We start from the raw sequence: 25,255 nt of genomic DNA, 5'->3' as shown, positions 1-25,255 counted from the left end.
GACTTTAGTTGAAACGACTTGACTTAACATAAATTTATCAGCAAAACTAGAATGACATATCTGAATTTTTAAGTAGATTGTACAAAAAATAACATATGAGACTTATCTCTACTATTATTATCCTGTTTTTGATTCAAAATATAACTGCACAAATAGATAATAGGGTTTACATTGCTGGTGAAGTTATAGTCCCTCTAGATGGTGAGATTTCTCAAATAGAAATCATTAATCAAAATTCCAAAGAAGGAACCGTAACAAATGAATACGGTCAATTTGGGATTTCAGTAAGAGAAGGAGATAGATTAAGATTTGAAGCCATTCAATATCAAAATTTTATAGTAATTATTGATGAAAACATCATCAAGAGGAAAAAAATGACCATTAGAATTAATGATCAAATCAACACTTTGGATGAAGTTATCGTAAGACCTTACGATCTTGAAGGAAACATCGAAGTGGATGCTAAAAAAGTGAAAACAGAATTTTATCTGGCTCCAGAATCAGAAAAAGTATTGAACGAATATGAAGGTGTGCAACCTTATGTAAGATCACAAACCATTACAGAAAACTACACTACAGAACAACGTTTTATCAAGAATGGATTGAATATTGCCAATATTTTTAGAGAAATTTTATCCTCGAAAGAAATTGTAGAAGAACATAAACTTCCAAGAGATGTGGATGTAATGGTGAGAAAAATATATAAGGATTCATTTTTTAAAGAGCAGCTTGATATTAAAAAAGAAAATATCAATCAATTCATATTCTTTGTAGAAGATCATGGATTGACAAAGCAAATGCTGGATAAAGGCAATGAATTGGATCTGATTTCATTTTTGATAGAAAAATCTAAAGAGTTTAAAGCCGAAGATTAATTTGAAGACTTTCCTGTATCTATTAGTCCTTTTTCCTTATATTTTCTTCGCGCAGAATACCTACATGGAGGGCCAAATTTTCGCAGATTCGGTAGAAACTTACCAAGTAAATATTATAAACATTAACCAAGAAATCGGGAGTATATCGAATCAGGAGGGTAAGTATAAAATAAGGGCTAATATCGGAGATTCTATTTTATTCACCTCGTTACAGCACAAAACCTACACTTTAAGGGTTGAGGGACGCAATTTAAAAGCTAAAACCTCTATATTTTTAGAACTCGAAATTAATGAACTCCCTGAAGTTACTATCAATCAATATCAACTCTCTGGGGATTTAAGTAGCGACATAGATCAGGTAAAAGTAAATTTTGTAGACCAGCGTCAGTTTGGGTTTGGTGTTCCAAGGCAATTAGAAAAAATAGATAGGGAGATTTATTCTGCTAGCACAGGAATGCTCACTCCGCTTATTTATGCAATTACAGGTGAAGCCAAAATGTTACGGAAAAGAAAAGCAAATGCAATTATTCAATCCAATAAAAACAGAGTGTTGCGAAATGTCTCTGCAGACTTTATTACTAAAGACTTAAATATCCCGAGGATATATGTTGATGATTTCGCTTATTTTTGCGCAGAAGATGAGCAAACTATGACTACACTAGAAAAGAATGATCCTTTAGCTTTAATCGATGAATTGAAATTAAAATCTATTGCGTATCTAAAATTAAAAGAAATTACAAAATGAAGTTTTTCGGAATTTTACTGGTATGGTTAACATTAACTCCAGCAACCCAGACAGATCACGAATTTTATCTTAGTGTTACCGATATCACTTATGTTAAAAAGGAGAAAAGCCTCCAGATCATTTCCAGAGTATTTACAGACGATTTTGAAAATGTGATCAACAAGAGATATGATAAGGAATTTAAACTTATTCCAACTCTTGAAGTCGAAGAGATAGATTTTTACATTGAAAAATATATTCGAGATAAATTCATTTTAGAAACTAAATTGGAAGTTCTGTCTTTTGAATACGTAGGAAGAAAATATGAGGATGATATGGTATATTTGTTCTTAGAAGTAAAAAATCTTGAAGATTTTGAAGCCTTGACCATAGAAAATTCAATTTTGACAGATTTATTTCAGGAGCAAAAAAACATGATCCACTTTAAATCAGATAATTTTAAAAAAAGCTTTATTCTTGAAAAGGATATTTCAAAAAAAACCATTTTACACAATTAATCTAAATTATAATACCCACAGCTTATGAATTTAATCAAGTACACAAGCCTTTTACTCTCTGTTTTTGTGCTCTCCATATCTGGATATGCTCAAGAAGAACAAGCAGAAGAAAAGCAGGAAGGTCATACCAACCAGAATAAATTTAGGCAACTCTACGACGAATTTGCTACACCAAACGTGTATCGAACTGCTTCTGGAGCCCCCGGTCATCAATATTATCAGAATACAGCTGATTATGAGATGGACATTACTCTGGATGATGAAAATACAAGACTTTACGGTGAAGAAACCATTACTTACACCAACAATTCACCTGACGCTTTAGAATACTTATGGGTGATGCTAGATCAAAATATAAGAGCAAAAGATAGTCCTGCTAAAGAGAGAAACAGCAGTGAATTTGCTCCGGTTACTCCAGCTGGTAATTTTGTGAATTCTCATATGAAGGCAGATTTTGATGGAGGATTCAACATAAAAAAGGTTCACAGAAACGGTGAGGTTCTTCCATACACTATCAATTATTCAATGATGAGAGTGGATTTAGCGGAACCTCTTATGCCTGGTGAATCTTTTGACTTCTCAATTGAATGGGATTATTTAATTAACAACCATACCATCAATGGAGGTCGTTCTGGTTATGAATACTTTGAAGGAGATGACAACAGAGCATATGTCATTGCACAGTTTTTTCCAAGAATGGCTGTTTATAATGATAAGGAAGGATGGCAAAATTATCAATTCTGGGGAAGTGGAGAGTTCGCTTTACCTTTCGGAAATTATGATGTAAAAATCACAGTTCCTGAAGACCATATCCTTGATGCTACGGGTAAATTGCAAAATAGAGACCAAGTATTTAGTAAAGTTATGCTAGATCGTTTTGAGAAAGCGAAAACTTCTTACGATGAACCTGTTGTTATAGTTACTGAAGAGGAAGCTATTGCAAACGAAAGAATGAATGCTACCAAAACCAAAACTTGGGAGTTCAAAGCTAATATGGTCAGAGATTTTGGATTTGCGACTTCAAGAAAGTTTATCTGGGACATGATGGCTGTAAAAGTCGGAGACAAAGATGTGATGGCAGTATCGCTATATCCTAAAGAGGGAAATCCACTTTGGGAAGACTGGTCGACAAAAGCTGTTGCTAGTACTTTAGAGACTTATAGTAGCTTTACTTTTGAATATCCTTACCATAAGGCAATATCAGTTCATGCTAAAAGTCAGGGAATGGAATATCCTATGATTTGCTGGAATTACGGAAGACCGGACGAAAATGGATTCATTTCAGACCGCGTTAAATTTGGTATGATGAGTGTAATTATTCACGAAATTGGACATAATTTCTTTCCAATGATTGTCAATAGTGATGAAAGACAGTGGGGATGGATGGACGAAGGTCTTAATACGTTTATGCAGTATTTATCTGAGCAAGAGTTTGCAGAAAAATATCCAGAGATATTACAAGGAAACAATGAGGTTTATGAAAAATACCCTTCAAGACGTGGAGAGCCTTCAAAAATTGTAAACTATATGAAAGGAAATCAAGACATTATTTCTCCTATCATGACTAATCCTGAACAAGTTTATCAACTAGGTAACAATGCGTACGGAAAACCAGCAACAGCTTTAAATATTTTAAGAGAAACAGTGATGGGTGAAGAGTTATTCGATTATTCTTTCAAAAAGTTTGCTCAAAGATGGATGTTCAAGCACCCTACTCCAGAAGATTTCTTCAGAACAATGGAAGATGCTTCCGCTGTAGATCTGGACTGGTACTGGAGAGGCTGGTTTTACACCACAGACTATGTAGATATAGGCATTGAGGATGTGAAGAATTATTTCATAACTAGTAATCCAACTGTTGAAGGCAAAGCTTTATTAGCAAGATATGGTATTGATGATCCTGCAAATGATCCTCGTACAAAAGATGCAGTATATTTATTGACAGCAGATAGTGAAAGCTTCGAAGCATCTATGAAAGAAGGTGATCCATTAGAGAATGCTCCAAAACTTAGAGAATATTTGATGGATAATTTCACTCAGCAAGAAATAGATGAGATGAAACATCCTAAGCATATTTATGAAATCACTTTCAATAAACCAGGTGGTTTGGTAATGCCGATAATTATTGAATTTCACTATGCTGACGACACGTCAGAATTAATTGAGTATCCTGTCCAAGTTTGGAGAAAAAATGATTCAGAAGTGAAAAAGGCAATATTTTCTGAAAAGGAAATCGTTAAAATGGTCGTTGACCCTAAACAGGAAACTGCGGATGTTGATACCTCAAACAACGTCTGGCCAAGAGAAAATAAACCAAGTGAATTTGATGCCTTTAAGGAAGGGAAGTAAACACTTTTAATATTTTTGATATTAAAAATGCCAGCTAAAAGCTGGCATTTTTTATTTAATGAAATGTAGAGCTTTTGGAATCAATTTAATATGCAACTCTTTAAACTCACCTATAACCTCTCCATCTATTTGAAGTAATTTTGATTCTTTCAACCTTATTGTAGCAGATTTTGCCTGGATGGTTTCTAGATTCTCGGTTTGATAATCTTCGTCAAATTTTGATAAAGTAGCTTTTATAAGATCAGAGAAATCCATGGCTTTGACTATAACTAGTTCGAAAAAGCCATCATCAATTTTACCAATGGTGTTAAGAGGAATTCCTGTTCCGTACTTTCTGCCATTGCAGAGGGCTAGCATCACCCCTTTTCTTTCATATTCCATCAGATCTGTTACAATTTCAAACTCAAAACTTTTAGGGTTTTTAAACTCAGACCAGAAGTGTTTGGCGTAAGTAAACATTCCTCTGCCTCCATCTTTTTCATAATTGGCCACAAGATTGGCATTGGCTCCAAGATCGCCAAGATGAAGAAGTAAATGAGAGCCATTCACCTGGAGTAGATCCAATTTTTTGAAGTCATCAGAATCCAAAAACTTTTGCAATAGCGTTTTTGGATAATCGACAAGATTAAGTTCTTCAGCCATGCCATTAGCAGAACCCATAGGAATAAAACCCACCTTAATTTTATTTTCCATCAAAGGCTTTAGAAACATATTTAATGTTCCGTCACCCCCTGCGATAATTACTTTTTTAGGCGACTTAGAGGCAATTAGTCCCTCTAGTTGCTTGCAATCGTTTTTTCCTGTAGTTTTAAAAATATGATAATCCAAGCCAGATTTATTGAGAATGAGTTTCGCAGAATCTGTGAAACCATCTTTATTTTTGTTCCCGGATATAGGATTAATAACTAAAAGAATTTCCATCCTTATAAATTTAATAGGGCTGTGATGTTTTCTATCTCCACTTCTACATCATCATCATCTTGAAAATAAGTACAGGCAACCCCAGTTGCTTGAAGAGTATTCCACTTTTCTTTTTGAATTTGATCAATTGAAAATCTGGTCTGTCGAATAAAAACCTTTACAATCTGCGACTTGTAATCGTTCACAATTTCAGCATAAATATCCATATCTTTCTGTGTATCATCACCAATTAGAATAAACTTTTTATCTGGTAAATTTGAGATAAGATGATGCAGGAAATCAACTTTATGCTTTCCCTTTTTCGGTTTGAATAAAGACTTAAACTTTAAATAAGCCGTTAAGAAAAGAGGTCCTGAAGGAATTTCATTAAATCTAAATATCGCAGTTATTAAACCAAACAAATTACTTTCGCTTTTAGACAAATAAGCTATTCTGAATTGATTTTCATCAAAAAAATCGAGTAAAACATTGCTGAATAATACTTTATTCCTTCGCTTTGGTCTTTTGAATAAGATGGTGGATATTCTTTTTAATGCTGAAGCCGTGTGCGAATGAATGACCGTATCATCGATATCTGAAATCACTTCTACAGGAGCCGGTAAGTTTTTAAAATAATAGGGATGTATCTGTTCAATGCTTAAATGATTGTGTTTTTCGTCAAATACCTTAAAGTCCTCCAATTTATCAATTGGTAGAATTTTGAAGAAATACCCTCTTTTATTGGTTTCAACAGTAAATGTTTGGGCATGCGTTTCAATTCGAATAGATTTTCCTTTGTAAGTTTTTTTTCGATAAGAACTAAGAACATTCCAGGCATTAATAAATATGGACCGGGGAGATTTATCAATAGAAGTTTGATTTCTCAGAACTGTACCGGTAACTAAAACAGTGTTTTTTAATTCCACTGCTGTAAAGTGCCAAAGAAAAGCCATACCTAGTTTTTAGTTTTGAATTTCAACCTAAAAAGTAAGAAAATACCACCTGCAAAAAAAATGATGAGAAACAAAATAGCATTTCTGATACTGCCTGTAACTTGAGCTATGAAACCATACATGAACATTCCTATAACGATCCCAATTTTTTCGGTGACTTCATAAAAGCTAAAAAAGGAAGCTGTGTCTTTTTCATCTTCAGGGATATATTTGGAATAAGTTGACCTCGACAAGGACTGAATAGCTCCCATAACCAAACCCACAAAAAAAGCCGTGATGTAAAATTGAATAGGCTGTGTAATAAAGAAGGCATAGACACAGATACCAATCCATATGATGTTAATTATAATCAAAATATTGATGTTACCATAGTGTTCAGCAAGCTTTGATGCAGCATTCGCCCCAGCAATAGCAACGAGTTGAATTAAAAGAATACTTATAATAAGTCCGTTGGTTGATTCTCCTTCGGCCCATTGAATTTCGCCAACACCAAAATAGGTGGCAATCAGCATGATAGTTTGTACTGCCATACTATAAACAAAAAATGCTCTTAAGTAAGGTTCAAACCCATAGGATGACTTAATTTTTTTGTAAGTTTTCTTAAGTTCTCTAAACCCATTGAAAAGTAAATCTTTAGTTCTAGCATTTCCTTTTCGATTCCCTTTTGGTAAATAAGCATAAGTGTATTGGCTAAATGCTATCCACCAAATACCTGTAAGTATAAAAGAAATTCTAGTCGGTAAAGCTTCACTTTCAAATCCAAAAAACTTATGAAACATTATTAGAACAAGACAAAGTATAAGTAGAATGACACTTCCTATATACCCCAAAGAGAACCCTTTTGCTGAAGCTTTATCCTGCTGATTTCTATAGGCTATATCTGGTAAATAAGAATTGTAGAAGACAATACTTCCCCAAAATCCTATCAACCCAAAAAAGTAGCAAACTAAGCCAAACAATAAGTGATTAAGATCAAACCAAAATAAGCCAATGCACGCTGAGGCTCCTAGATAATTGAAGAATTTCATAAAATTCTTTTTATTACCCATGTAATCTGCCATACCTCCAAGTAAAGGACTCATGATAGAAATAACTATAAAAGCTAAGCCTGTAACATAACTTATCAGCGCATCATTATTAAAACCAAAACCTAGAAACCATACAGTATCGTCTATAACAATACCTTGGTCATTTTTGATGAGAGTTAGGGCTCCATAATAAATTGGAAATATGGCTGAACTAATGACTAAAGGATAGACGGAGTTTGCCCAATCGTAGAAAGCCCACGCATGGATGAGTTTTTTATGTCCTTTGGGAAGTGAAATAAACTTCAAAACTTATTATTGAAAAGAAGTCACACCATATTTTGCAGCTTCTTTTTTAGCATCACTCGACCAATTTTGCAAGTTTTTAATTCGCTCATCATTAGCTGGATGCGTACTTAGAAACTGGGGTGGTCCGCCACCTCCAGAATTCTCTTTCATGCGTTTCCAAAGTTCTGCTGCTTCATCTGGATTATAACCCGCAATGGCCATCAAATTGATACCAATTTTATCTGCTTCAGTTTCGTGTTTTCTACTAAAAGGTAACATAACACCAACTTGAGACCCTATGCCGTAGGCCGTTGCAAAAATTTGCTGACTTTGTTGGTCATCCCCGACAGCCATCATTCCCACTGCGCCAGCTGCCTGTTGTAATTGTGCTGCACTCATACGCTGCTGGCCATGGTTAGCAAGGGCATGAGCTACCTCATGACCCATTATAGCAGCAACACCGGCTTCGGTTTTGGCAATAGGAAGAATTCCAGTGTAGAAAGCAATTTTGCCCCCAGGCATCGCCCACGCATTTACCTGCTCATCATCTATAAGGTTGAATTCCCATTTGTAATCATCAGTATAATTGGGATAACCATTCTCCATTAACCAACGTTCAGAAGCATTGGCTATTTTAAGTCCAACTCTTTGTATCATTTGAGCTTCTTCACCTTCTTTAATAACTTTACTCTCTTCAAGGACTTGATTATATTGCTGAAAAGACATCGGAAGTATTTGAGAATTTGGAACCAATGCTAAAGTACTTTTCCCCGTGAAAGGGTTTTGTCCACAACCAACAACAATGATGAATAAAATTAGAAAACTGGTATAAAATTTGAGCTTAGCCATAATATAAATTTTTACCAAAACTAAACATAAAATAGAACATTTGATTTTAGATGTGATTGATTTGTGACAATTGTATAGTCATACTTTATTAACTTTAACTTTTAAAAAATTCAAAATGAAAAAGATATCAATTTTAATCCTTGCTCTTGTATTCATCTCTTGTAAATCCGAAGCCCAACAAGATAAAGAAAACGCTGAAGAGTATAAAATTCAAAAAACAGAAAGCAAATGGAAAGCCGAGCTTACGAATCAGGAATTCAGAATTTTAAGAAAAGCTGAAACCGAAAGACCCTTCTCTAGTCCACTAAATGATATTAAACAACCTGGCGTTTTTGTTTGTGCTGCATGCGGTAATGAACTTTATGAAACCGAACACAAGTTTGACAGCGGTACAGGTTGGCCTAGCTTCGATAGAGCCGTGGAAAATAGTTTAGCTTTCAGTTCTGACAGAAAACTGGGTTATCAACGTTCAGAATTGCTTTGCGGTGATTGCGGGGGTCATCTAGGGCATATATTTGATGATGGGCCGAAAGAAACTACAGGGAAAAGACACTGTATTAATGGAGCGGCCTTAGAATTTATACCAAAAGAAAAATCATAATATTTATGACTGATAAAAACAAAATAACAGATCAAGACTGGAAAGAAAAACTTTCTGAAAAAGAGTATCATGTCTTGAGAGAAAAAGGAACAGAGCCTCCTCATTCTGGGAAGTACAACGCGCACTTCGAAGATGGGAAATACCATTGCAATGGTTGTGGAGAATTATTATTTGACAGTGAGTCCAAATTTGAAAGCAATTGTGGATGGCCAAGTTTCGACAGCTCTGTAGAAGGTGCTATAGAGTATAAAAAAGACACAACCTTTGGTATGACGCGTATTGAAATACTCTGTTCCAACTGTGGAGGTCACATTGGCCACATTTTTGATGATGGTCCAACAGAAACAGGGAAGCGCTACTGCGTCAACTCCTTGAGTATTAATTTTGAAAACTAAAAATCATGAAAAAATTAAGTTTATTACTCGCCATTATTTTTGTTGTTTTAAGTTGCGAAGGTGATCGCGGACCACAAGGACCACAAGGTTTAGATGGCGAACCAGGAGATGCTATCATTGGTACCATATTTGAAATTGAGATTGACTTTTTAGCACAAGATGACTACTCTTTTATTTTTGAATTTCCTCCTAATGAGGTTGAAGTTTTCGAAAGTGATATAGTAAAAGTTTATCTGTTGGAAGATACTATTAATGATCCTTCAGGACCCGTAGATGTATGGACGCCTCTGCCTAATAGTTTTTTCTTCAATGATGGAAATCAATTGGTATATAACTACAATCACACGTTTTTCGATGTCAATATTTTTCTAGATGGAAATATTGATCTCAACGCAGTATCCAATGACTTTCTTACAAATCAGGTTTTTAGAATTGCAATTATTCCAGCCGATTTTGCAGAAAGCAATGAAGACTTAAATAGTTACGAATCAGTTATGCAAGCTATGCCAGATGCTAAAGTGCTAAAAGTTCAATAATAAACATTTGATAACTTAAAAGAAGGCCTTAACATAAGGTCTTTTTCTTTTTGATTAAACTCTTGGCTAAAGTTAATAGTCTTTAAATTATAGGAAGTCTTCAGAATATAATTTTAATTTTACATTTCAAAAAAAATAATATGAGCGATAAAGCAGGAAAAGTTCAAGATCTTATAGATAAAAAGTTTTTAGAGCAAAGAAAAATTTTTTTAAATGGTCAAGTTGATGGGAAAAGTGCAAAACATATCATAGACAGGCTAATGTATCTAGATATGGAAAGTGAAGATGAAATTCAATTCTACATCAATAGTCCTGGAGGTTATGTAACCGATGGTTTTGCTATTTATGATACCATGAGATCCTTGAAAAGCCCAGTATCAACTATATGTAGTGGTTTGGCTGCTTCAATGGGTTCCATATTGATGTCTGCCGGGGAGAAAGGAAAGCGATTTATCCAACCCCATGCTAAAATCATGATTCATCAACCTATGGGCGGTGCTCAAGGTCAGGCTTCTAATATTGAAATTCAGGCTCAGGAAATTTTAAAAATTAAGGAGTTGAGTGCTCAAATATTAGCTGACAATTGCGGGCAGGATTTTGAAAAAGTCATGAAAGACTTTAAGCGTGATTACTGGATGAATGCTCAAGAATCTCTAGATTACGGTATAGTAGACGGTATTTTATCTTAAACGTGTCTATTGATTTTAAATATATTTCTTCCGCTGAAACCAAGGATTTAAGACATCTTGTTTTAAGACAAGGAAAACCAAAAAGTTCTTGCGACATGCAGGGTGATGAACTAGAAAGCACCAAACATATTGGTGCTTTTCTTGATTCTAAATGCATCGGAGTGCTTAGTTTATTTCTTGCCAAAACAGAGAGGTTGCCAGATTCATCACAATACCAACTCAGAGGTATGGCTGTACATCCTGAACACCAAGGAATGAATATTGGAAAAAAATTGATTTTGTATTCTGTAAAGGAATTACAAAAAATGAACACAGAGGTTGTTTGGTGTAATGCGAGAGAAATTGCAGTAGGATTTTACAAAAAAATAAATTTTGAGGTCATTTCAAACCAATTTGAAATTCCGGATGTTGGACCTCATTATCTTATGTTTAAGAAACTAATCTAAGATGAATCGAAAAAAATTTATCAAATCATCAGTCTTAGTTGCTGTCGGAACTCATTTCTCCTTGAATTCAAAACTGGTTGGTTTACTTGAATTAGAAAATATCAAAACCGAAAATCTTTTAGGCATAAGTCAATCTCACTTGAAATCTGACACTATTTTACTAGAAGAAGACACTTATGAGGCTTTTCTTAAAATGAAATCTAAAGCTTTAGAAGATGGGATTGATTTAAAAATTGCATCTGGATACAGAAGCTTCAAGCATCAAAAAGCGATATGGGAGCGAAAATTTAACCAACTCATCAAAACTAATAATTCAACTAAGGCTATTTCACAAATAATCACCTACTCCTCTATTCCGGGAACATCCAGACACCACTGGGGAACAGATGTGGATTTGATTGATGGCTCTGTAAATTTACCTGATGGAGATTTGCTTCTTGAGCAAAATTATCATGGATATGCTCCATTTTCGAAAATGAGATCTTGGATGGAAGACCATGCAAATAAATTTGGATTTGAACTGGTTTATACTCAAAATAAAAATCGGTCTGGGTTTAATTACGAACCTTGGCATTACTCGTTCGCTCCAAAGTCGAGATCCTTTCTAAAATTTCAACTTCGAGAAAATTATAAAAGAGCTTGGGATAATTTAGAGTTTGATGGGAAGTCAGAAATGACAAAGAAATTCATGGACACCTACTTCAATAATTACGGAGCTGGAATCAATCCCAGTTTAATGCCTTCTTAAACACTTCATCGTATCAATCAATAATTCTTATTTTAGCGTAAAATTACTTCAAATGAACAAGAAAGTCATATTAGCCATCCTTGACGGCTGGGGAATATCTCCTAATAAAGAAATTTCTGCAGTTGACAAAGCAAATACTCCTTTTGTAGATAGTTTGTACAAAAAATATCCAAATGCAACTTTAAGAACTGATGGCCTTAATGTTGGTTTGCCAGAAGGACAAATGGGAAATTCTGAAGTTGGTCACATGAATCTGGGAGCTGGAAGAATTGTTTATCAGGATCTTGTTAAAATCAATATGGCTGTTGAAAAAAATACGCTTAAAGATGAGCCGGTTCTTGAACAAGCCTTCGATTACGCCAAAAAAAATGACAAATCTGTTCATTTCTTGGGACTCCTAAGCGATGGAGGTGTTCATTCTCATATCAACCACCTTAAAGGCCTCGCCACTGCTGCACATGAGTATGGCATCACAAAAAAATATGTTCATGCCTTTACAGATGGAAGAGATGTTGATCCACACTCAGGGAAAGGTTTTGTAGAAGAATTAATACCTCATTTAGAAAAAACAAATAGCAAATTAGCTAGTATTATTGGAAGATATTATGCAATGGATAGAGATAAGCGTTGGGAAAGAATAGAAAAAGCATACGACCTCATTGTAAAAGGTGAAGCAGAATCTTATACTGAAAATCCGCTTGAGGTTCTACAAGAAAGCTATGATAATGGTGTTTCTGATGAATTTATAAAGCCAATTGCCATTACGTCCAATGGTGAACCTGTTGCCAAGATAGCTGAAGGTGACGTTGTGATATTTTTCAATTTTAGAACAGATCGAGGAAGACAATTGACACAAGCACTGAGTCAAGAAGATTTCCATGATTATGGAATGAAATCCATCCCGTTATATTACGTCACTATGACAAAGTATGATGATACTTTCAAAAACATCAATGTAGTTTACAAAAAAGACAATATTAAGGCTACTTTAGGTGAAGTGCTTGAATTTACTGGCAAATCTCAGATAAGGGCAGCTGAAACTGAAAAATACCCTCATGTCACTTTTTTCTTTTCGGGAGGGAGAGAAGAACCTTTTAGGGATGAAAAACGCATAATGGTAAACTCTCCAAAAGTTGCAACTTATGACTTGCAACCAGAGATGAGTGCTTACGAACTAAAGGACAAAATTGTAAAAGAAGTAGAAGAAAAATCAGCAGATTTTATTTGTTTAAATTTTGCCAATCCTGATATGGTAGGTCATACAGGAGATTTTGATGCCGCTGTAAAGGCATGTGAAACTGTAGATGAATGTCTAAAAGAAGTAGTGACTGAAGCTGAAAAGCAAGACTATTCAGTTATTGTAATCGCAGATCATGGGAATAGTGAAACAATGCTAAATGAAGACGGATCTCCAAATACAGCACATACAATCAATCCTGTACCATTTATTTTAGTAGATAAAGATATCAAATCCGTAAAGGATGGAATATTGGGGGACATTGCTCCTACTATTTTAGAATTAATGGGAATAGCAAAACCAGATTTAATGACACAAAACTCACTATTGAAATGAAAAGAACACTCGGATTAGTTTTTGTTTTAGTCATCTCAACATTTGCTCTAAGTTGTACTTTTTTTGAAAAAAACACTGAAAATAAAGTACTGCCTGAAGAAAACGAGCTTATTCTAGGTGAGTTTAAACTAAAGGATTTAAAATCCTCCAATAATATAATCTGGTTTGAAAATAACTATGAGAACTTTACCTTAGAACCTGAAGTCGTCAATAAAATTGATTATTTTGTAAAAAAGGGGAATTTTGAGATTGTTGTCTACATGGGAACGTGGTGTGAGGATAGCCAGAGAGAGTTTCCGGGATTTATTAAAATACTAGATCAAGTTGATTTTGATTACAATGATCTTACTCTCATAGGAGTAGATGAAGATAAAGTTGTTCCCAACATTTCAAACGAAAAGAGAAAGCAATTGAATGTCTTCAACGTACCTACAATCATAGTTTATGATGAGCAGGGCGAAGAGATCAATCGATTTGTTGAATTTCCACAAGAAACTTTAGAAGAAGACCTTCTCAAAATATTTTCTAGACAAGATTATAAGCATGTTTATGATTTTTAATTCTGACGTATGATTTCTTCTAAAAGACCTGTATTAGCTATAGATTTTGACGGTACCATCGTAGAGAATAAATATCCGTCCATCGGTAAACCAAAACTGTTTGCCATTGATACTTTGAAAAAACTTCAAAAGAAAGGTTTTGTTCTTATACTATGGACTTACAGGAGTGGTGAAAGTCTTGATCAAGCGGTCGAATTTTGCAAAAAACAAGGAATTGATTTTTATGCTGTAAATAAAAGCTACCCTGAAGAAATTTATAGTGATGATATAAGCAGAAAAATAAATGCTGATATTTTTATAGATGATAGAAATATAGGTGGATTCATCGGTTGGGGCAAAATTTACAGAGAACTAATTGGTGAAGATGAAGATTTAGTAAGAATTGAAAATAAAAAAGAAGGATTTTTTAAATCCATTTTTAAAAGAAAATAAATGATAATTACAAAAACAAGGGAGGAATTAAAACTGATGCACGAAAGTGCTCAAATTGTTTCCAAGACTTTAGGCATGATTGCCAAAGAAATAAAACCAGGCATTACATCTTTACATCTTGATAAACTTGCAGAAGAATTCATAAGAGACCATGGAGCTATTCCAGGTTTTCTGGGGCTTTATGATTTCCCGAATACACTTTGTATCAGCCCAAATGCACAAGTAGTTCATGGCATACCAAACAATAAACCTCTACAAGAAGGTGATGTTCTTTCTGTAGATTGTGGTGCAGTAAAAAATCAATATTACGGTGATCATGCTTATACATTCGAAGTAGGTGAAGTTGATGAAAAAGTAAAAAAGCTTATTCGTGTGACGAAAGAATCACTTTATAAAGGTATAGCGCAGTTTAGAGAGGGGAATCGCGTTGGAGATGTTGGATATGCAATTCAGAAATACACAGAACAACATGGATATGGGGTTGTTAGAGAACTTGTTGGTCATGGGCTTGGGAAAACAATGCACGAAGATCCTCAGATACCAAATTATGGTAAAAGAGGACGTGGTAAAAAATTTATTGAAGGAATGACCATAGCCATTGAACCGATGATTAATATGGGAACTAAGCGCATCAAGCAATTACCAGATGGCTGGACTATTTTAACTTCTGACGGAAAACCTAGTATCCACTTTGAACACGATGTAGCATTAGTTGATGGTATGCCAAGGCTCTTATCAACTTTTGACTATGTACATGAGGCTTTAGGTATTTCTACAGAGGAAGAAGACCAGTACAGACTTGACATTTCCAACTTATAATTCAACCTAATTTTAAAAGCAAGTTTACACGTTTCTTAATTATTTTAAGATATCAGACTAAAAACTTGGACTCAAAAAAAATTATTTGTTTAAGTTTTAACTTGATTTTTTAAACAAAGTATGATAATAATCTATATTTTTGATTATTGTTATATATAGTTATGGGAAACATTAAACAAAACTTCAGTATTAAAGATTTAGAATCGTTGAGCGGTATTAAAGCACATACCATTCGTATGTGGGAAAAACGCTACAATGTTTTGGAACCAGAACGCACTGAAACCAATATTAGAAATTATGGGGTTACTGGACTTCAGAAAATATTGAATATTGCGTTTTTAAATGAAAATGGTTACAAAATTTCACGGATTTCAAAAATGAATGATGAGGAAATTTCTGAGCTAGTTCAGAGTATTACAACAAGTAAAAGTAATTCCAACAGAGCTCTGAAATCCATGAAGGTGGCTATGATGAATTTTGATCAGCCTCTGTTTTTGAGAACTTATGAAAATTTACTCATCAACAAGACATTTTCAGATATTTATGAGGAGGTGTTTATGCCCTTAATGATTGAAATTGGTCTACTGTGGCAAGCTGGAACTATAACACCAGCCCACGAACAATTTATTTCAAATTTGATCAAGCAAAAATTGTTTATCAATATTGAAAGTCTTCAAAAAGAACAGGCCTCAAAAACTGATAAGGTATTTGTACTTTTCCTTCCCGATGAAGAAATTCATGATATCGGTCTTTATTACGCCAATTTTGAAATCTTATCTCATGGTTACAAGGTTATTTTTCTAGGTCAAAGTCTTCCTATGGAAGATTTAACTTATCTTTCAACCCTGTATGATAATACCGTTTTTGTTAGTTATCTCACCATAAAACCTGATAATATTGATCAGTATTTAGATGATTTTAAAAAACACATCTGTCCAGATGGTCTTTGCGAATATTGGATATTGGGAAGAAAGTCGGTTGAATTAATTGAAAAAAATACCAAACTACCTGAGGGAATCAGAGCCTTTAGAGATATTTCAGAATTGACATTAAATTTATAAAATGAGTAAATCGATTGCAATAATTGGCTCCGGCTTTTCATCCTTGGCGGCGGCATGTTATCTCGCCCAAAATGGTAATACAGTTGAAATTTTTGAAAAAAACGATAGCCTTGGAGGTAGAGCAAGACGCTTTAAAGAGAAAGGATTCACTTTTGATATGGGCCCATCCTGGTATTGGATGCCTGATGTTTTTGAAAGATTTTTTGCAGATTTTGGAAAAAAACCCTCTGACTTTTATGAACTCGATAAGTTAGACCCGGGTTACCAGGTCATTTTCGAGGGAGGTGAAACCATAGAAATTGGTGATAGCCTAGATAAAATCTATAAGATTTTTGATAAAGAAGAAGAAAATGGAGCCAAAAAACTTAAAAAATTTATTGACAATGCTCGTGATAATTACGACATAGCAATAAAAGATTTGGTTTATAAACCAGGAGTTTCCCCTTTAGAATTAGTTACTCCAAAAACTATTACCAAATTAGGTGAGTTTTTTAGCACTGTTGATAAAGATGTTGAAAAAGAATTTAAAAGTGAAAAACTCAAACAAATTCTAAAGTTTCCTGTTTTATTTCTAGGAGCTAAGCCAAGTGAAACCCCATCATTTTACAATTTCATGAATTACGCTGACTTTGGTTTGGGCACCTGGCACCCAAAAGGAGGTTTTCACGAAGTTATTGCTGCTATGGTTAAATTGGCAAAATCCCTTGGTGTCAAAGTTAACACGAATGCTAACATCGATAAAATTGAAGTTAAAAATAATACTGCTACCGCTTTAGAAGTAAATGGTGAAACTTTAAATTTTGACACTATTTTATCAGGGGCAGATTATCACCATACAGAAACTTTACTGGATCAAAAGCATCGTCAATATTCCGAAGCCTATTGGAATAAGAAAGTTTTTGCACCCTCCTCACTTCTATTTTATATTGGTTTTGATAAAAAACTTAAAAATATAAAACATCATAATTTATTCTTTGATGTGGACTTCAATGAGCATGCTAAAGACATTTACACGACTCCAAAATGGCCTGATGAACCTTTGTTTTATGCTAACTTCACATCTATAACTGATCCTTCCACAGCACCAGAAGGTCACGAAAATGGTTTTTTTCTTGTACCCATAGCTCCGGGAATAGAGGATACAGAAGAACTAAGGGGAGAATACTTTAACAAAATCATGACAAGGTTTGAATCTTTGACCGAACAAAGCGTCCAGAAAAATATTATCTTTAAAAGGTCGTTTTGTGTTAATGACTTTGTAGAAGATTATAATTCTTATAAAGGAAACGCTTATGGTATGGCAAACACATTGTTACAAACGGCTTTTTTAAGACCAAAATTAAAGAGTAAAAAGGTTAATAACCTTTATTTTACAGGGCAATTGACAGTTCCTGGTCCTGGCGTTCCACCAGCATTAATATCAGGTAAATTGGTATCTGAATTAATTGAAAAAAACTAAACTAATGAAATCATTGTTTGATACAGTTTCGAGAGATTGCAGTAAGCTAGTTACAAATTCTTACAGTACATCTTTTTCGATTGCAACAAAATTACTTGCACCTTCAATAAGGCAAGACATTTATAATATTTATGGGTTTGTAAGATTTGCGGATGAAATTGTTGACACTTTTCATGATTATGATAAGTCCAAGCTTTTTAGAAATTTTAAAAATGACTTATACGAATCCTTAGATCAAAAGATCAGCCTTAACCCCATTTTGAATAGTTTTCAGGAAACAGTTCATAAGTATGATATCGATGCTCATTTGTATGAGTCTTTCATGGATAGCATGGAAAAGGATTTACACAAATCCAATTATTTAACTCAAGAAGAATACGAAGCCTATATCTACGGAAGCGCAGATGTAGTGGGTTTGATGTGTCTTAAGGTATTTGTCAAGGGGGATAAAGAAGCATACGAAAGTTTAAAAAATGATGCAATGCGTTTAGGGTCCGCTTTTCAAAAAGTAAATTTTTTACGTGACCTAAAAGCAGATTGTGAAGAATTGGAAAGATCTTATTTTCCAAATGCAGATTTAAGCCGTTTGGATGAAGAAACAAAAAATACTATTATATCGGAAATTGATGAAGATTTTAAAGCAGGTTTAAGAGGTATTGGAAAATTACCTGTCGAGGCCAAGCTTGGAGTTTATACAGCTTACATTTATTACTCCAAGCTGCTTCAAAAATTAAAAAATACACCTTCTTTAGAAATAAAGAATAAGAGAATAAGAGTACCCAATTATCAAAAAGCTAGTCTGCTTGCAAAATCCTATATTTCTTGTAGGTTTAATTTAGTTTAACATTATGGATATATTGATTTGGATTGTTGTATTTATTGCAACATTTTTGGGAATGGAATTTATGGCGTGGTTTACGCACAAATATGTTATGCATGGGTTTTTGTGGGCACTTCATAAAGATCATCATTTAAAAGATCATAAAAGCTGGTGGGAGCGCAACGATTTATTTTTCGTCTTCTATGCTGTGGTGAGTATGTACTTTTTCATGGTCGCAGAATTTCAGTTTGCAGTAGCAATTGGAGCTGGTATTGCTGGTTATGGGTTAGCCTATTTTCTTGTCCATGACATATTCATTCATCAAAGGTTTAAATTATTTCGAAAAGCAGACCACTGGTATGCAAAAGGAATACGTAGAGCACACAAAATCCATCATAAACATTTAGGAAAAGAAGATAGCGAGTGTTTTGGTATGCTTATACCACCCAAACGTTTTCTGAAAAACAACAAGTAGATGAAAATGAAAGTTGCAGTTGTTGGTTCTGGTATCGCCGGAATTGCATCAGCATTACGCCTAAGAGCTAAAGGCTATCACGTCGAAGTTTTTGAACAAAACAATTATACTGGAGGCAAGCTTCATAGTTTTCGTAGAGGTGATTACAGGTTTGATTATGGCCCGTCCCTTTTTACTATGCCTCAACTTGTAGATGAGCTTTTCGGATTATATGATATGGATCCAAAATCCTATTTTGAATACAAAAGAAAAAGCACCATCTGCAATTATTTTTGGGAAGATGGCCAACAGTTTCAAGTTAATGCAGATAAAAGTGTATTTATAAAAGAGGCTTCAAAAACCTTTAATGAACCCGAAAATAATTTAAGTGATTATTTAAAGAGTACTCAAACTAAATACGATCTTACATCCAAGCTTTTTTTAGAAAAATCACTTCATAAATTTAGCACGTATTTATCTAAAGGTACTTTAAAAGCTATTCTTAATCTTGGTAAACTTCATCTAGACAACAGCCTAAACGATGTCAATGAAAAGTACTTTGAACATCCTAAGCTCGTTCAACTCTTCAACAGATTCGCTACTTACAACGGATCTTCTCCGTACAAAACTCCTGGAATTATGTCTATGATTCCGCATTTGGAAATGAATTATGGAGCATATATCCCAAAACATGGAATGCATGACATCTCACAAAGCCTCACCAAATTGGCCAAGGACGTCGGAATCGTTTTTAAACTCAACCAAAAAGTTGATGAGATACTTTATGACGACAAAAAAATAAGGGGTATAAAAATCGATCAAGAAGAATATAATTTTGACGTGGTCATCTGTAATATGGATGTCTATTCTGCTTATAAATCTTTACTGAAAAAAGCAACACCACCGAAAAAAACATTGGAACAAGAACGCTCGAGTTCAGCATTAATTTTTTATTGGGGTGTCAATAAAAAGTTCAAAGAGCTCGACTTACACAATATTCTATTTACAGAAGATTATAAAAAGGAATTCGATCATCTTTTTAATAAAAAGTATTTTGCTGATGATCCAACGGTTTACATCAATATAACTTCTAAAGAAGTAGATGATGATGCTCCAAAAGGTTGCGAAAACTGGTTTGTCATGGTTAACGCCCCTACAAATTGTGGTCAAGACTGGTCAGCTCAAACTACTTACATCAGGGAGAAAGTTATTGCCAAAATAAATAAATGCCTGGGCACCAAGATTGAAAATCATATTGAAATAGAACATGTTGAAACTCCAGAGACCATTGAGTCGGCGACTGCTTCTTTTCAAGGTTCTTTATACGGTACTTCAAGCAATGACAAGTTTGCTGCATTTTTAAGACACCCTAACTTTAGTTCTAAAATAAAAAACCTCTATTTTTGTGGTGGTAGTGTTCACCCAGGTGGTGGCATTCCATTATGCTTACTATCTGCCAAAATCGTTTCAGACTTAGTTCCACAAGCCTAATTTATGTGAATGAAAAGCCTCTACAAAGAAAAAAAGTACGTTCTTATAGCTATTGGAATTCTCTGGCTTTTTCACATTTCTGGGATAATAGGAATAAGTCTAGGGTATCAAGATTGGTTTGCGAGCAGAACAGCTCTCAATCTATTCATCATGTTTCTCGCTCTCATATTTTTCTTTCCACTGGAGACTATCAAAAAATGGATTTTATTTATTCTATTTGGAGTTTTGGGTATCTACGCAGAATATCTAGGAGTAACCTTCGGTTTGTTTTTTGGAGAATATGCCTACGGAGATAATTTTGGACCGAAGATTTTTGAAGTTCCAATTCTCATCGGAGTTAATTGGGCAATGTTGACATTTACATGTGGTGCAGTCGCCAATCACTTATCCGACAATATATTTTTAAAATCTTTATTGGGGACCTTCATGATGCTATTTTTAGATTTATTCATGGAAAAAGTAGCTCCAATATTTGATTTCTGGGAATTCTCGGGAGGCTATGCTCCCATAGATAATTATATTGCCTGGGGTATTATCTCGTTTATATTTCATCTCGTATTTCATCTTGCCAAAATAAAAGGGCAATTTCTGATTTCCTTCAATTTATACTTAGTTCAACTCGTATTCTTTATCTACTTCTATGTCTATTTCTAAATATGATTACATAATTGTTGGTGCTGGTGCAGCTGGATTAAATCTTGCTCTTGCAATGAACGATGATGTCTTTTTTAAAAATAAATCCATTTTGATCTTGGATAAAGATCAAAAAGATAAAAACGATAGAACGTGGAGTTTCTGGGAAAAAGGCAAAGGAAAATGGGACCATTTGGTGACTAAAACCTGGGATAAAGGCATTGTAAAAGCGAATGGAGAAAACATTATTCTAGACCTAAAAAAGTACAGCTACAAGATGCTAAGGTCAGCTCAGTTTTATGCTGACGCAAAAATAAAGCTTCAGAAACCAAACATCGACTGGAAGACTGAGGAAGTTCAAAAAATAGTTCAGTCCCAAGAAAGCGCCATCATCACAACAACTGGTGGAAATTATCAGGCTAAATATGTGTTTGATAGTAGAATTCCACCAAGCTATTCTTTAGACGATACAGACTATTTAAACATAGCTCAACATTTCAAGGGGTGGATTATTGAAACAAAAACGCCAGTTTTTGATGAGTCAAAATTCACGATGATGGATTATGACCTAAAAGATGGAGAGACGACCAGTTTTACCTACATTTTACCCTTTTCCTCAACAAAAGCTTTAGTGGAGTTTACCTATTTTAGTCCAGACCTTGTCAGTGAATCCACTTATGATGATTATTTGCAAAAATATATTACAGAGAATTTAAAAGTTGAAGATTTTACTATTCTTGAAACTGAAAATGGTATCATACCAATGACCAACTTTCCTTTTGAAGATTTCAATCAAAAACATATCATCAAAATAGGAACAGCCGGAGGCTGGGTGAAAGCCTCATCTGGTTATTCTTTTAAAAATTGCGAGAGGAAAAGTCAAAACATAATCAAGTTCCTAAAATCAAAACAAGATTTTTATAAAGATTCTTCACCAAAAAAATATAAGCATTACGATAAAATTTTTCTTGAAGTGCTCACTAAAGAAAATTCATTCGGGGAGGAATTATTTTACAGGATGTACAAAAACAATTCAATTCAAACTATTTTTAGATTTCTTGACGAAAAATCTTCATTCCAGGAGGATCTAAAAATCATAATGAATTTAAGCTCATCCCCTTTCATTAAGGGATTTTTGAGACATGCAAAAGATGGTTTTAATACCTAACTAGCATCCTTCATAATAATTTTCTTTTGAAGCCTAAATCTTGAAAAAAGTTCTTCACTATACCAGTCCAGCTTTCTAGTTTTTTGGATGGCTTTGATATGCTCATGACTTTGATAAGCATAAGCCTGTAGACTATCCATAGTTTCCCAAATACTGAATGTAGCCATTTCTACAAACGGCAGTTCCCCAAAGCCCTTTGTGTAGATTAGTCCCTCAGCGTTTTCAAGTGGTTTTTGAGATTCAGGGACAAATTTCCAGAATTTCAGAAGCATATTGGTCTTAATGCTAGCCCTAGTAATCACGGCAATCTTATCATTTTCAGCTATATCTTTAGCTTGAACTGAAGACTGAAATGGGTTCTTACCATTCCACAAACCTCTAGCTTGAATACTTTCAAGATAAAGCACTTCCATTTTAGTAGCATGCTTTTTATAGAGCTGACTTAAGTGATGCGTTTCAAAAAAGTCCTGAGCATTAGACTTATCATCCCAAACTTGTAATACCGCATACACATTCCAATCTGGAAAGGGATTAAAATTATCCTTCCCGCTTCCCATTAATTTATAAAAGCTTTGTCCTTCAACTGTTTTCATATAGCGATGACCGAATTGCATCATCGACAATGCCCAGAATTTATCAGCAAAGTTATTATAAGTCAAAACGGTAAGTGTGGTAATTTGTGACATAACGTATAAAAACACAAAGGTGAAAACTAAATCTAAATGATATTAATTTTCACCTTAATTTTATTAATAATTAAACAAAGAGTGATTCAATAGTAAAGCCTGAAGTTAGTTCGTTTCAAATTCAGAATAAAACTAAATGAATATTGGAAAAAATCAGTCTTTGTATTTTTCAAACCAATTTGTGATATAACCAACTTTTCTAAACAAATTACTTGGCTTTCCTGCAATACCATGACCAGAACCTGCGATTCTTACCATCACTGCATCAATTCCCTGAAGCTTTAATGCAGAATAGTACTGCTCGGTTTCACTCATAGGTGTTCTATAATCCTCTTGACCAGTCAAAAGCATCGTTGGAGTTTTTACATTTCCTACCAGTGAAATTGGAGAGAACTTTAAATAATCTTCCGGAGATTCCCACGGCTTGTCTTTAAACCAGTATTTTGAGAAGAATGGTGAGCCATCTGCAGTTAAAACAAAACTATACCAATTGATCACTGGTTTTGCCACTACAGCAGCCTTAAACCTATCTGTCTTACCAATTGACCAGGCGGTAAGTACTCCTCCTCCACTGCCTCCTGTGATAAATAAGTTGTTGTCGTCGACATAACCTTGATCTACTACATGCTCTGTAGCATCCATTAAATCGTTGTAATCTTCGCTTGGATAGTTGTGATTGATGTAAGCAGCAAACCCATCTCCATAGCTTGTACTTCCACGCGGATTGGTATATACAACGACATAACCTCGACTTGCCATAAATTGCAATTCTGGAGAAAATCGCGAGCCATAATTGGTATAAGGACCACCATGAATTTCTAAAATCATTGGATATTTTTTAGAGGGGTCAAAGTTTGGTGGTGTGATGATCCAACCCTGAACTTTAAAACCGTCTACTGATGAATCTACCCAAAACTCCTCAACCTTTCCTATTTTTTTAGACTTAAGGAGATTCTCGTTTAAATTGGTTAAACGTTTAGGTTGCGAATTTGATTTTCTACTCATAACAGCCAATTCTGAAGGGGTTGAAGTTGTAACATGAGAAAACGCTATGTTACCCTTATCTGAAACTGAATAACTTCCACCACCATAAGGTCTTCCAATACTTGCAGAACCTAGGTTTTCTGCTACCAAGCTTACATTTCCATTCAGATCTATTTTGCCAACTTTACTATTACCCTCTTCATCGTATCTAAAATAGATAGACTTGCTATCTTTAGACCAAGTTATGGATGAAATGTCTTGAGTGAAATTGTTTGATAAGACTTCAACTTGTTTATTATCTCTGTTCATCAAATAAAGTTGAGTTAATTGGTATCCTACAAATTTATCTTTGAAACCTGTATAAGCAATATATTTTCCATCTGGAGAAATTTTTGGTGAGTTGAAAGGTCCACGCTCATTTGTGAGTTGCTCTACCTTTCTTGTTGTAATGTTTTGCTGAAAGATTTGCTCATTGTTAGGATCAAGTTCAGCATTTTCAGATTTGTTGACGGTGTACAAAATATGCTCTCCATCTGGAGCCCAGGAAGGAGACCCATATTGATGTGGACCAGACGTGAGTTGACGAGCAGTTCCTCCTTCTGCTGAAATTATAAATAAATGGCTGTACCCATCTTGGACATAACCCCCTCCATCTCTTCGGTATACAGCTTTGTCTATCACATCAGCTTCTTTTTCCCACTGAGCTCCAGAAGGAGGAGCTGGTATGCCTGGTTTCACAGCTTTAGAAGATTCTTTAACAAACTTACTGAAAAGCAGTTGAGACCCATCTGGAGACCAACTTATGCTTCCAGGACTTTCAGTAAAATTGGTAAGAGCCGCAGTTGTTTTTGATTTTATCCAATACACATATAGTTGATTCGAACCATCTTGATTGGAAGTAAATGCAAATTTATCCCCTTGTGGAGACCACGTGACATTCCCGTGATTCTTAGTTCCAGAGGTGATTGGATAATGGTCCATGCCATCAAAAGAGATTTGCCATAGATTTACTAATCTACGGTCTGTCATTACATCAAATTGATGTCTTTCATAAATTATAGTGCTCCCATCTGGGGAAATCTCAGGATTTGAAACCATCTGTAAGTCAAAAAGATCCATATAATCAAAATGGTTTTCCTCTACTTGCGCGTAAAGTTGGATATTTAAGAACGAAATAAAACCAAATAAAAATAAGCTAAGACGTGTATAATTCATTGTG

The 25,255-nt window shown here is 34.5% G+C and carries 27 protein-coding genes; 21 read left to right on the top strand and 6 right to left on the bottom strand.

Translation table 11 applies throughout. The features are described from left to right. Window positions 1-95: 95 nt before the first annotated feature. The 4 genes from LB449_RS03565 (at window position 96) to LB449_RS03550 (ending at window position 4,466) form a co-directional block, all read left to right on the top strand. Entirely contained in the window at window positions 96-875 is a 780-nt protein-coding gene (locus LB449_RS03565) for a hypothetical protein (protein ID WP_224453689.1), read from the top strand. 64 nt (window positions 876-939) lie between these two features. Next, a complete protein-coding gene (locus LB449_RS03560; protein ID WP_224453688.1) occupies window positions 940-1,620 on the top strand; it encodes a hypothetical protein in 681 nt (226 codons plus the stop codon). After that, complete coding sequence (locus LB449_RS03555) at window positions 1,617-2,117, top strand: DUF6702 family protein (protein WP_224453687.1); 501 nt, start codon at window positions 1,617-1,619, stop codon at window positions 2,115-2,117. Before LB449_RS03560 ends, LB449_RS03555 begins: the two co-directional genes overlap by 4 nt. Window positions 2,118-2,141: 24 nt before the next feature. After that, entirely contained in the window at window positions 2,142-4,466 is a 2,325-nt protein-coding gene (locus LB449_RS03550; protein WP_224453686.1) for a M1 family metallopeptidase, read from the top strand. A gap of 51 nt (window positions 4,467-4,517) precedes the next feature. On the opposite strand, the gene LB449_RS03545 is transcribed toward LB449_RS03550, so the two are convergent. Genes LB449_RS03545 through LB449_RS03530 form a run of 4 tightly spaced genes read right to left on the bottom strand, consistent with a single transcriptional unit; the run spans window position 4,518 to window position 8,481 of the window. Further along, a complete protein-coding gene (locus LB449_RS03545) occupies window positions 4,518-5,387 on the bottom strand; it encodes a diacylglycerol/lipid kinase family protein (RefSeq protein WP_224453685.1) in 870 nt (289 codons plus the stop codon). Between the two features lie 2 nt (window positions 5,388-5,389). Beyond that, complete coding sequence (locus tag LB449_RS03540) at window positions 5,390-6,319, bottom strand: phosphatase domain-containing protein (protein WP_224453684.1); 930 nt, start codon at window positions 6,317-6,319, stop codon at window positions 5,390-5,392. A gap of 2 nt (window positions 6,320-6,321) precedes the next feature. After that, a complete protein-coding gene (locus tag LB449_RS03535; protein ID WP_224453683.1) occupies window positions 6,322-7,653 on the bottom strand; it encodes an MFS transporter in 1,332 nt (443 codons plus the stop codon). Between the two features lie 6 nt (window positions 7,654-7,659). Further along, window positions 7,660-8,481 carry a M48 family metallopeptidase gene (locus LB449_RS03530; RefSeq protein WP_224453681.1) on the bottom strand — a complete coding sequence of 274 codons (822 nt, stop codon included), beginning with the start codon at window positions 8,479-8,481 and terminating at the stop codon, window positions 7,660-7,662. A 115-nt stretch (window positions 8,482-8,596) separates the two neighbouring features. On the opposite strand from LB449_RS03530, the gene msrB (LB449_RS03525) reads away from it, so the two are divergent. From msrB (LB449_RS03525) to LB449_RS03445, 17 genes are all read left to right on the top strand, one after another. Then, window positions 8,597-9,082 carry a peptide-methionine (R)-S-oxide reductase MsrB gene (msrB, locus tag LB449_RS03525; RefSeq protein WP_224453680.1) on the top strand — a complete coding sequence of 162 codons (486 nt, stop codon included), beginning with the start codon at window positions 8,597-8,599 and terminating at the stop codon, window positions 9,080-9,082. A 5-nt stretch (window positions 9,083-9,087) separates the two neighbouring features. Next, window positions 9,088-9,477: a peptide-methionine (R)-S-oxide reductase MsrB gene (gene msrB, locus LB449_RS03520; RefSeq protein ID WP_224453679.1), complete on the top strand. Its 390-nt coding sequence runs from the start codon at window positions 9,088-9,090 to the stop codon at window positions 9,475-9,477. 5 nt (window positions 9,478-9,482) lie between these two features. Next, window positions 9,483-10,013, top strand: a complete 531-nt coding sequence (locus LB449_RS03515) for a hypothetical protein (protein ID WP_224453678.1) — start codon at window positions 9,483-9,485, stop codon at window positions 10,011-10,013. Window positions 10,014-10,153: 140 nt separating this feature from the next. Next, the gene (locus LB449_RS03510) at window positions 10,154-10,702 is read left to right on the top strand and encodes a ClpP family protease (protein WP_224453676.1); all 549 of its coding nucleotides are present in this window, start codon (window positions 10,154-10,156) and stop codon (window positions 10,700-10,702) included. Between the two features lie 2 nt (window positions 10,703-10,704). After that, window positions 10,705-11,148, top strand: coding sequence for a GNAT family N-acetyltransferase (locus LB449_RS03505; protein ID WP_224453675.1), 444 nt, complete (start codon window positions 10,705-10,707; stop codon window positions 11,146-11,148). A 1-nt stretch (window position 11,149) separates the two neighbouring features. After that, the gene (locus tag LB449_RS03500; protein ID WP_224453674.1) at window positions 11,150-11,896 is read left to right on the top strand and encodes a M15 family metallopeptidase; all 747 of its coding nucleotides are present in this window, start codon (window positions 11,150-11,152) and stop codon (window positions 11,894-11,896) included. 52 nt (window positions 11,897-11,948) lie between these two features. Continuing rightward, complete coding sequence (gene gpmI, locus LB449_RS03495; RefSeq protein WP_224453672.1) at window positions 11,949-13,469, top strand: 2,3-bisphosphoglycerate-independent phosphoglycerate mutase; 1,521 nt, start codon at window positions 11,949-11,951, stop codon at window positions 13,467-13,469. Further along, window positions 13,466-14,029, top strand: a complete 564-nt coding sequence (locus tag LB449_RS03490; protein ID WP_224453671.1) for a TlpA family protein disulfide reductase — start codon at window positions 13,466-13,468, stop codon at window positions 14,027-14,029. The genes gpmI and LB449_RS03490 overlap by 4 nt, the downstream gene beginning before the upstream one ends. 9 nt (window positions 14,030-14,038) lie before the next feature. Beyond that, a complete protein-coding gene (locus LB449_RS03485) occupies window positions 14,039-14,461 on the top strand; it encodes a BT0820 family HAD-type phosphatase (RefSeq protein ID WP_224453670.1) in 423 nt (140 codons plus the stop codon). After that, entirely contained in the window at window positions 14,462-15,280 is an 819-nt protein-coding gene (map, locus tag LB449_RS03480) for a type I methionyl aminopeptidase (RefSeq protein ID WP_224453669.1), read from the top strand. It begins immediately after the preceding gene. 161 nt (window positions 15,281-15,441) lie between these two features. Beyond that, window positions 15,442-16,341, top strand: a complete 900-nt coding sequence (locus LB449_RS03475; protein ID WP_224453668.1) for a MerR family transcriptional regulator — start codon at window positions 15,442-15,444, stop codon at window positions 16,339-16,341. Between the two features lies 1 nt (window position 16,342). Next, the gene (locus LB449_RS03470; RefSeq protein ID WP_224453667.1) at window positions 16,343-17,800 is read left to right on the top strand and encodes a phytoene desaturase family protein; all 1,458 of its coding nucleotides are present in this window, start codon (window positions 16,343-16,345) and stop codon (window positions 17,798-17,800) included. 4 nt (window positions 17,801-17,804) lie between these two features. Then, window positions 17,805-18,644, top strand: a complete 840-nt coding sequence (locus tag LB449_RS03465) for a phytoene/squalene synthase family protein (RefSeq protein ID WP_224453666.1) — start codon at window positions 17,805-17,807, stop codon at window positions 18,642-18,644. Between the two features lie 4 nt (window positions 18,645-18,648). Further along, complete coding sequence (locus LB449_RS03460; RefSeq protein WP_224453665.1) at window positions 18,649-19,095, top strand: sterol desaturase family protein; 447 nt, start codon at window positions 18,649-18,651, stop codon at window positions 19,093-19,095. Next, entirely contained in the window at window positions 19,096-20,565 is a 1,470-nt protein-coding gene (crtD, locus tag LB449_RS03455) for a 1-hydroxycarotenoid 3,4-desaturase CrtD (protein ID WP_224453664.1), read from the top strand. A 9-nt stretch (window positions 20,566-20,574) separates the two neighbouring features. After that, entirely contained in the window at window positions 20,575-21,219 is a 645-nt protein-coding gene (locus LB449_RS03450) for a carotenoid biosynthesis protein (RefSeq protein ID WP_224453663.1), read from the top strand. Beyond that, window positions 21,206-22,366, top strand: a complete 1,161-nt coding sequence (locus LB449_RS03445; protein ID WP_224453662.1) for a lycopene cyclase family protein — start codon at window positions 21,206-21,208, stop codon at window positions 22,364-22,366. The genes LB449_RS03450 and LB449_RS03445 overlap by 14 nt, the downstream gene beginning before the upstream one ends. Here LB449_RS03445 and LB449_RS03440 read toward each other — a convergent pair. Then, on the bottom strand, window positions 22,363-23,052 hold the full coding sequence (locus LB449_RS03440; RefSeq protein ID WP_224453661.1) for a DUF3291 domain-containing protein: 690 nt from the start codon (window positions 23,050-23,052) through the stop codon (window positions 22,363-22,365). The genes LB449_RS03445 and LB449_RS03440 overlap by 4 nt on opposite strands. Before the next feature lie 153 nt (window positions 23,053-23,205). Beyond that, entirely contained in the window at window positions 23,206-25,251 is a 2,046-nt protein-coding gene (locus LB449_RS03435; protein WP_224453660.1) for a S9 family peptidase, read from the bottom strand. Between the last annotated feature and the right edge of the window lie 4 nt (window positions 25,252-25,255).

Origin of the sequence: Psychroflexus lacisalsi, assembly GCF_020164495.1 — a bacterium.
GTDB classification, from domain to species: Bacteria; Bacteroidota; Bacteroidia; order Flavobacteriales; family Flavobacteriaceae; genus Psychroflexus; species Psychroflexus lacisalsi.
This window is presented reverse-complemented; position numbering and strand designations above follow the sequence as displayed.

Excerpts from the sequence above, each read along its gene's own strand:
- LB449_RS03565 (WP_224453689.1), top strand. The coding sequence starts at position 96 with ATGAGACTTATCTCTACTATTATTATCCTGTTTTTGATTCAAAATATA.
- LB449_RS03560 (WP_224453688.1), top strand. The coding sequence starts at position 940 with ATGGAGGGCCAAATTTTCGCAGATTCGGTAGAAACTTACCAAGTAAAT.
- LB449_RS03555 (WP_224453687.1), top strand. The coding sequence starts at position 1,617 with ATGAAGTTTTTCGGAATTTTACTGGTATGGTTAACATTAACTCCAGCA.
- LB449_RS03550 (WP_224453686.1), top strand. The coding sequence starts at position 2,142 with ATGAATTTAATCAAGTACACAAGCCTTTTACTCTCTGTTTTTGTGCTC.
- LB449_RS03545 (WP_224453685.1), bottom strand. The coding sequence starts at position 5,387 with ATGGAAATTCTTTTAGTTATTAATCCTATATCCGGGAACAAAAATAAA.
- LB449_RS03540 (WP_224453684.1), bottom strand. The coding sequence starts at position 6,319 with ATGGCTTTTCTTTGGCACTTTACAGCAGTGGAATTAAAAAACACTGTT.
- LB449_RS03530 (WP_224453681.1), bottom strand. The coding sequence starts at position 8,481 with ATGGCTAAGCTCAAATTTTATACCAGTTTTCTAATTTTATTCATCATT.
- msrB (WP_224453680.1), top strand. The coding sequence starts at position 8,597 with ATGAAAAAGATATCAATTTTAATCCTTGCTCTTGTATTCATCTCTTGT.
- msrB (WP_224453679.1), top strand. The coding sequence starts at position 9,088 with ATGACTGATAAAAACAAAATAACAGATCAAGACTGGAAAGAAAAACTT.
- LB449_RS03515 (WP_224453678.1), top strand. The coding sequence starts at position 9,483 with ATGAAAAAATTAAGTTTATTACTCGCCATTATTTTTGTTGTTTTAAGT.
- LB449_RS03510 (WP_224453676.1), top strand. The coding sequence starts at position 10,154 with ATGAGCGATAAAGCAGGAAAAGTTCAAGATCTTATAGATAAAAAGTTT.
- LB449_RS03500 (WP_224453674.1), top strand. The coding sequence starts at position 11,150 with ATGAATCGAAAAAAATTTATCAAATCATCAGTCTTAGTTGCTGTCGGA.
- gpmI (WP_224453672.1), top strand. The coding sequence starts at position 11,949 with ATGAACAAGAAAGTCATATTAGCCATCCTTGACGGCTGGGGAATATCT.
- LB449_RS03490 (WP_224453671.1), top strand. The coding sequence starts at position 13,466 with ATGAAAAGAACACTCGGATTAGTTTTTGTTTTAGTCATCTCAACATTT.
- LB449_RS03485 (WP_224453670.1), top strand. The coding sequence starts at position 14,039 with ATGATTTCTTCTAAAAGACCTGTATTAGCTATAGATTTTGACGGTACC.
- map (WP_224453669.1), top strand. The coding sequence starts at position 14,462 with ATGATAATTACAAAAACAAGGGAGGAATTAAAACTGATGCACGAAAGT.
- LB449_RS03475 (WP_224453668.1), top strand. The coding sequence starts at position 15,442 with ATGGGAAACATTAAACAAAACTTCAGTATTAAAGATTTAGAATCGTTG.
- LB449_RS03470 (WP_224453667.1), top strand. The coding sequence starts at position 16,343 with ATGAGTAAATCGATTGCAATAATTGGCTCCGGCTTTTCATCCTTGGCG.
- LB449_RS03465 (WP_224453666.1), top strand. The coding sequence starts at position 17,805 with ATGAAATCATTGTTTGATACAGTTTCGAGAGATTGCAGTAAGCTAGTT.
- LB449_RS03460 (WP_224453665.1), top strand. The coding sequence starts at position 18,649 with ATGGATATATTGATTTGGATTGTTGTATTTATTGCAACATTTTTGGGA.
- crtD (WP_224453664.1), top strand. The coding sequence starts at position 19,096 with ATGAAAATGAAAGTTGCAGTTGTTGGTTCTGGTATCGCCGGAATTGCA.
- LB449_RS03450 (WP_224453663.1), top strand. The coding sequence starts at position 20,575 with ATGAAAAGCCTCTACAAAGAAAAAAAGTACGTTCTTATAGCTATTGGA.
- LB449_RS03445 (WP_224453662.1), top strand. The coding sequence starts at position 21,206 with ATGTCTATTTCTAAATATGATTACATAATTGTTGGTGCTGGTGCAGCT.
- LB449_RS03440 (WP_224453661.1), bottom strand. The coding sequence starts at position 23,052 with ATGTCACAAATTACCACACTTACCGTTTTGACTTATAATAACTTTGCT.
- LB449_RS03435 (WP_224453660.1), bottom strand. The coding sequence starts at position 25,251 with ATGAATTATACACGTCTTAGCTTATTTTTATTTGGTTTTATTTCGTTC.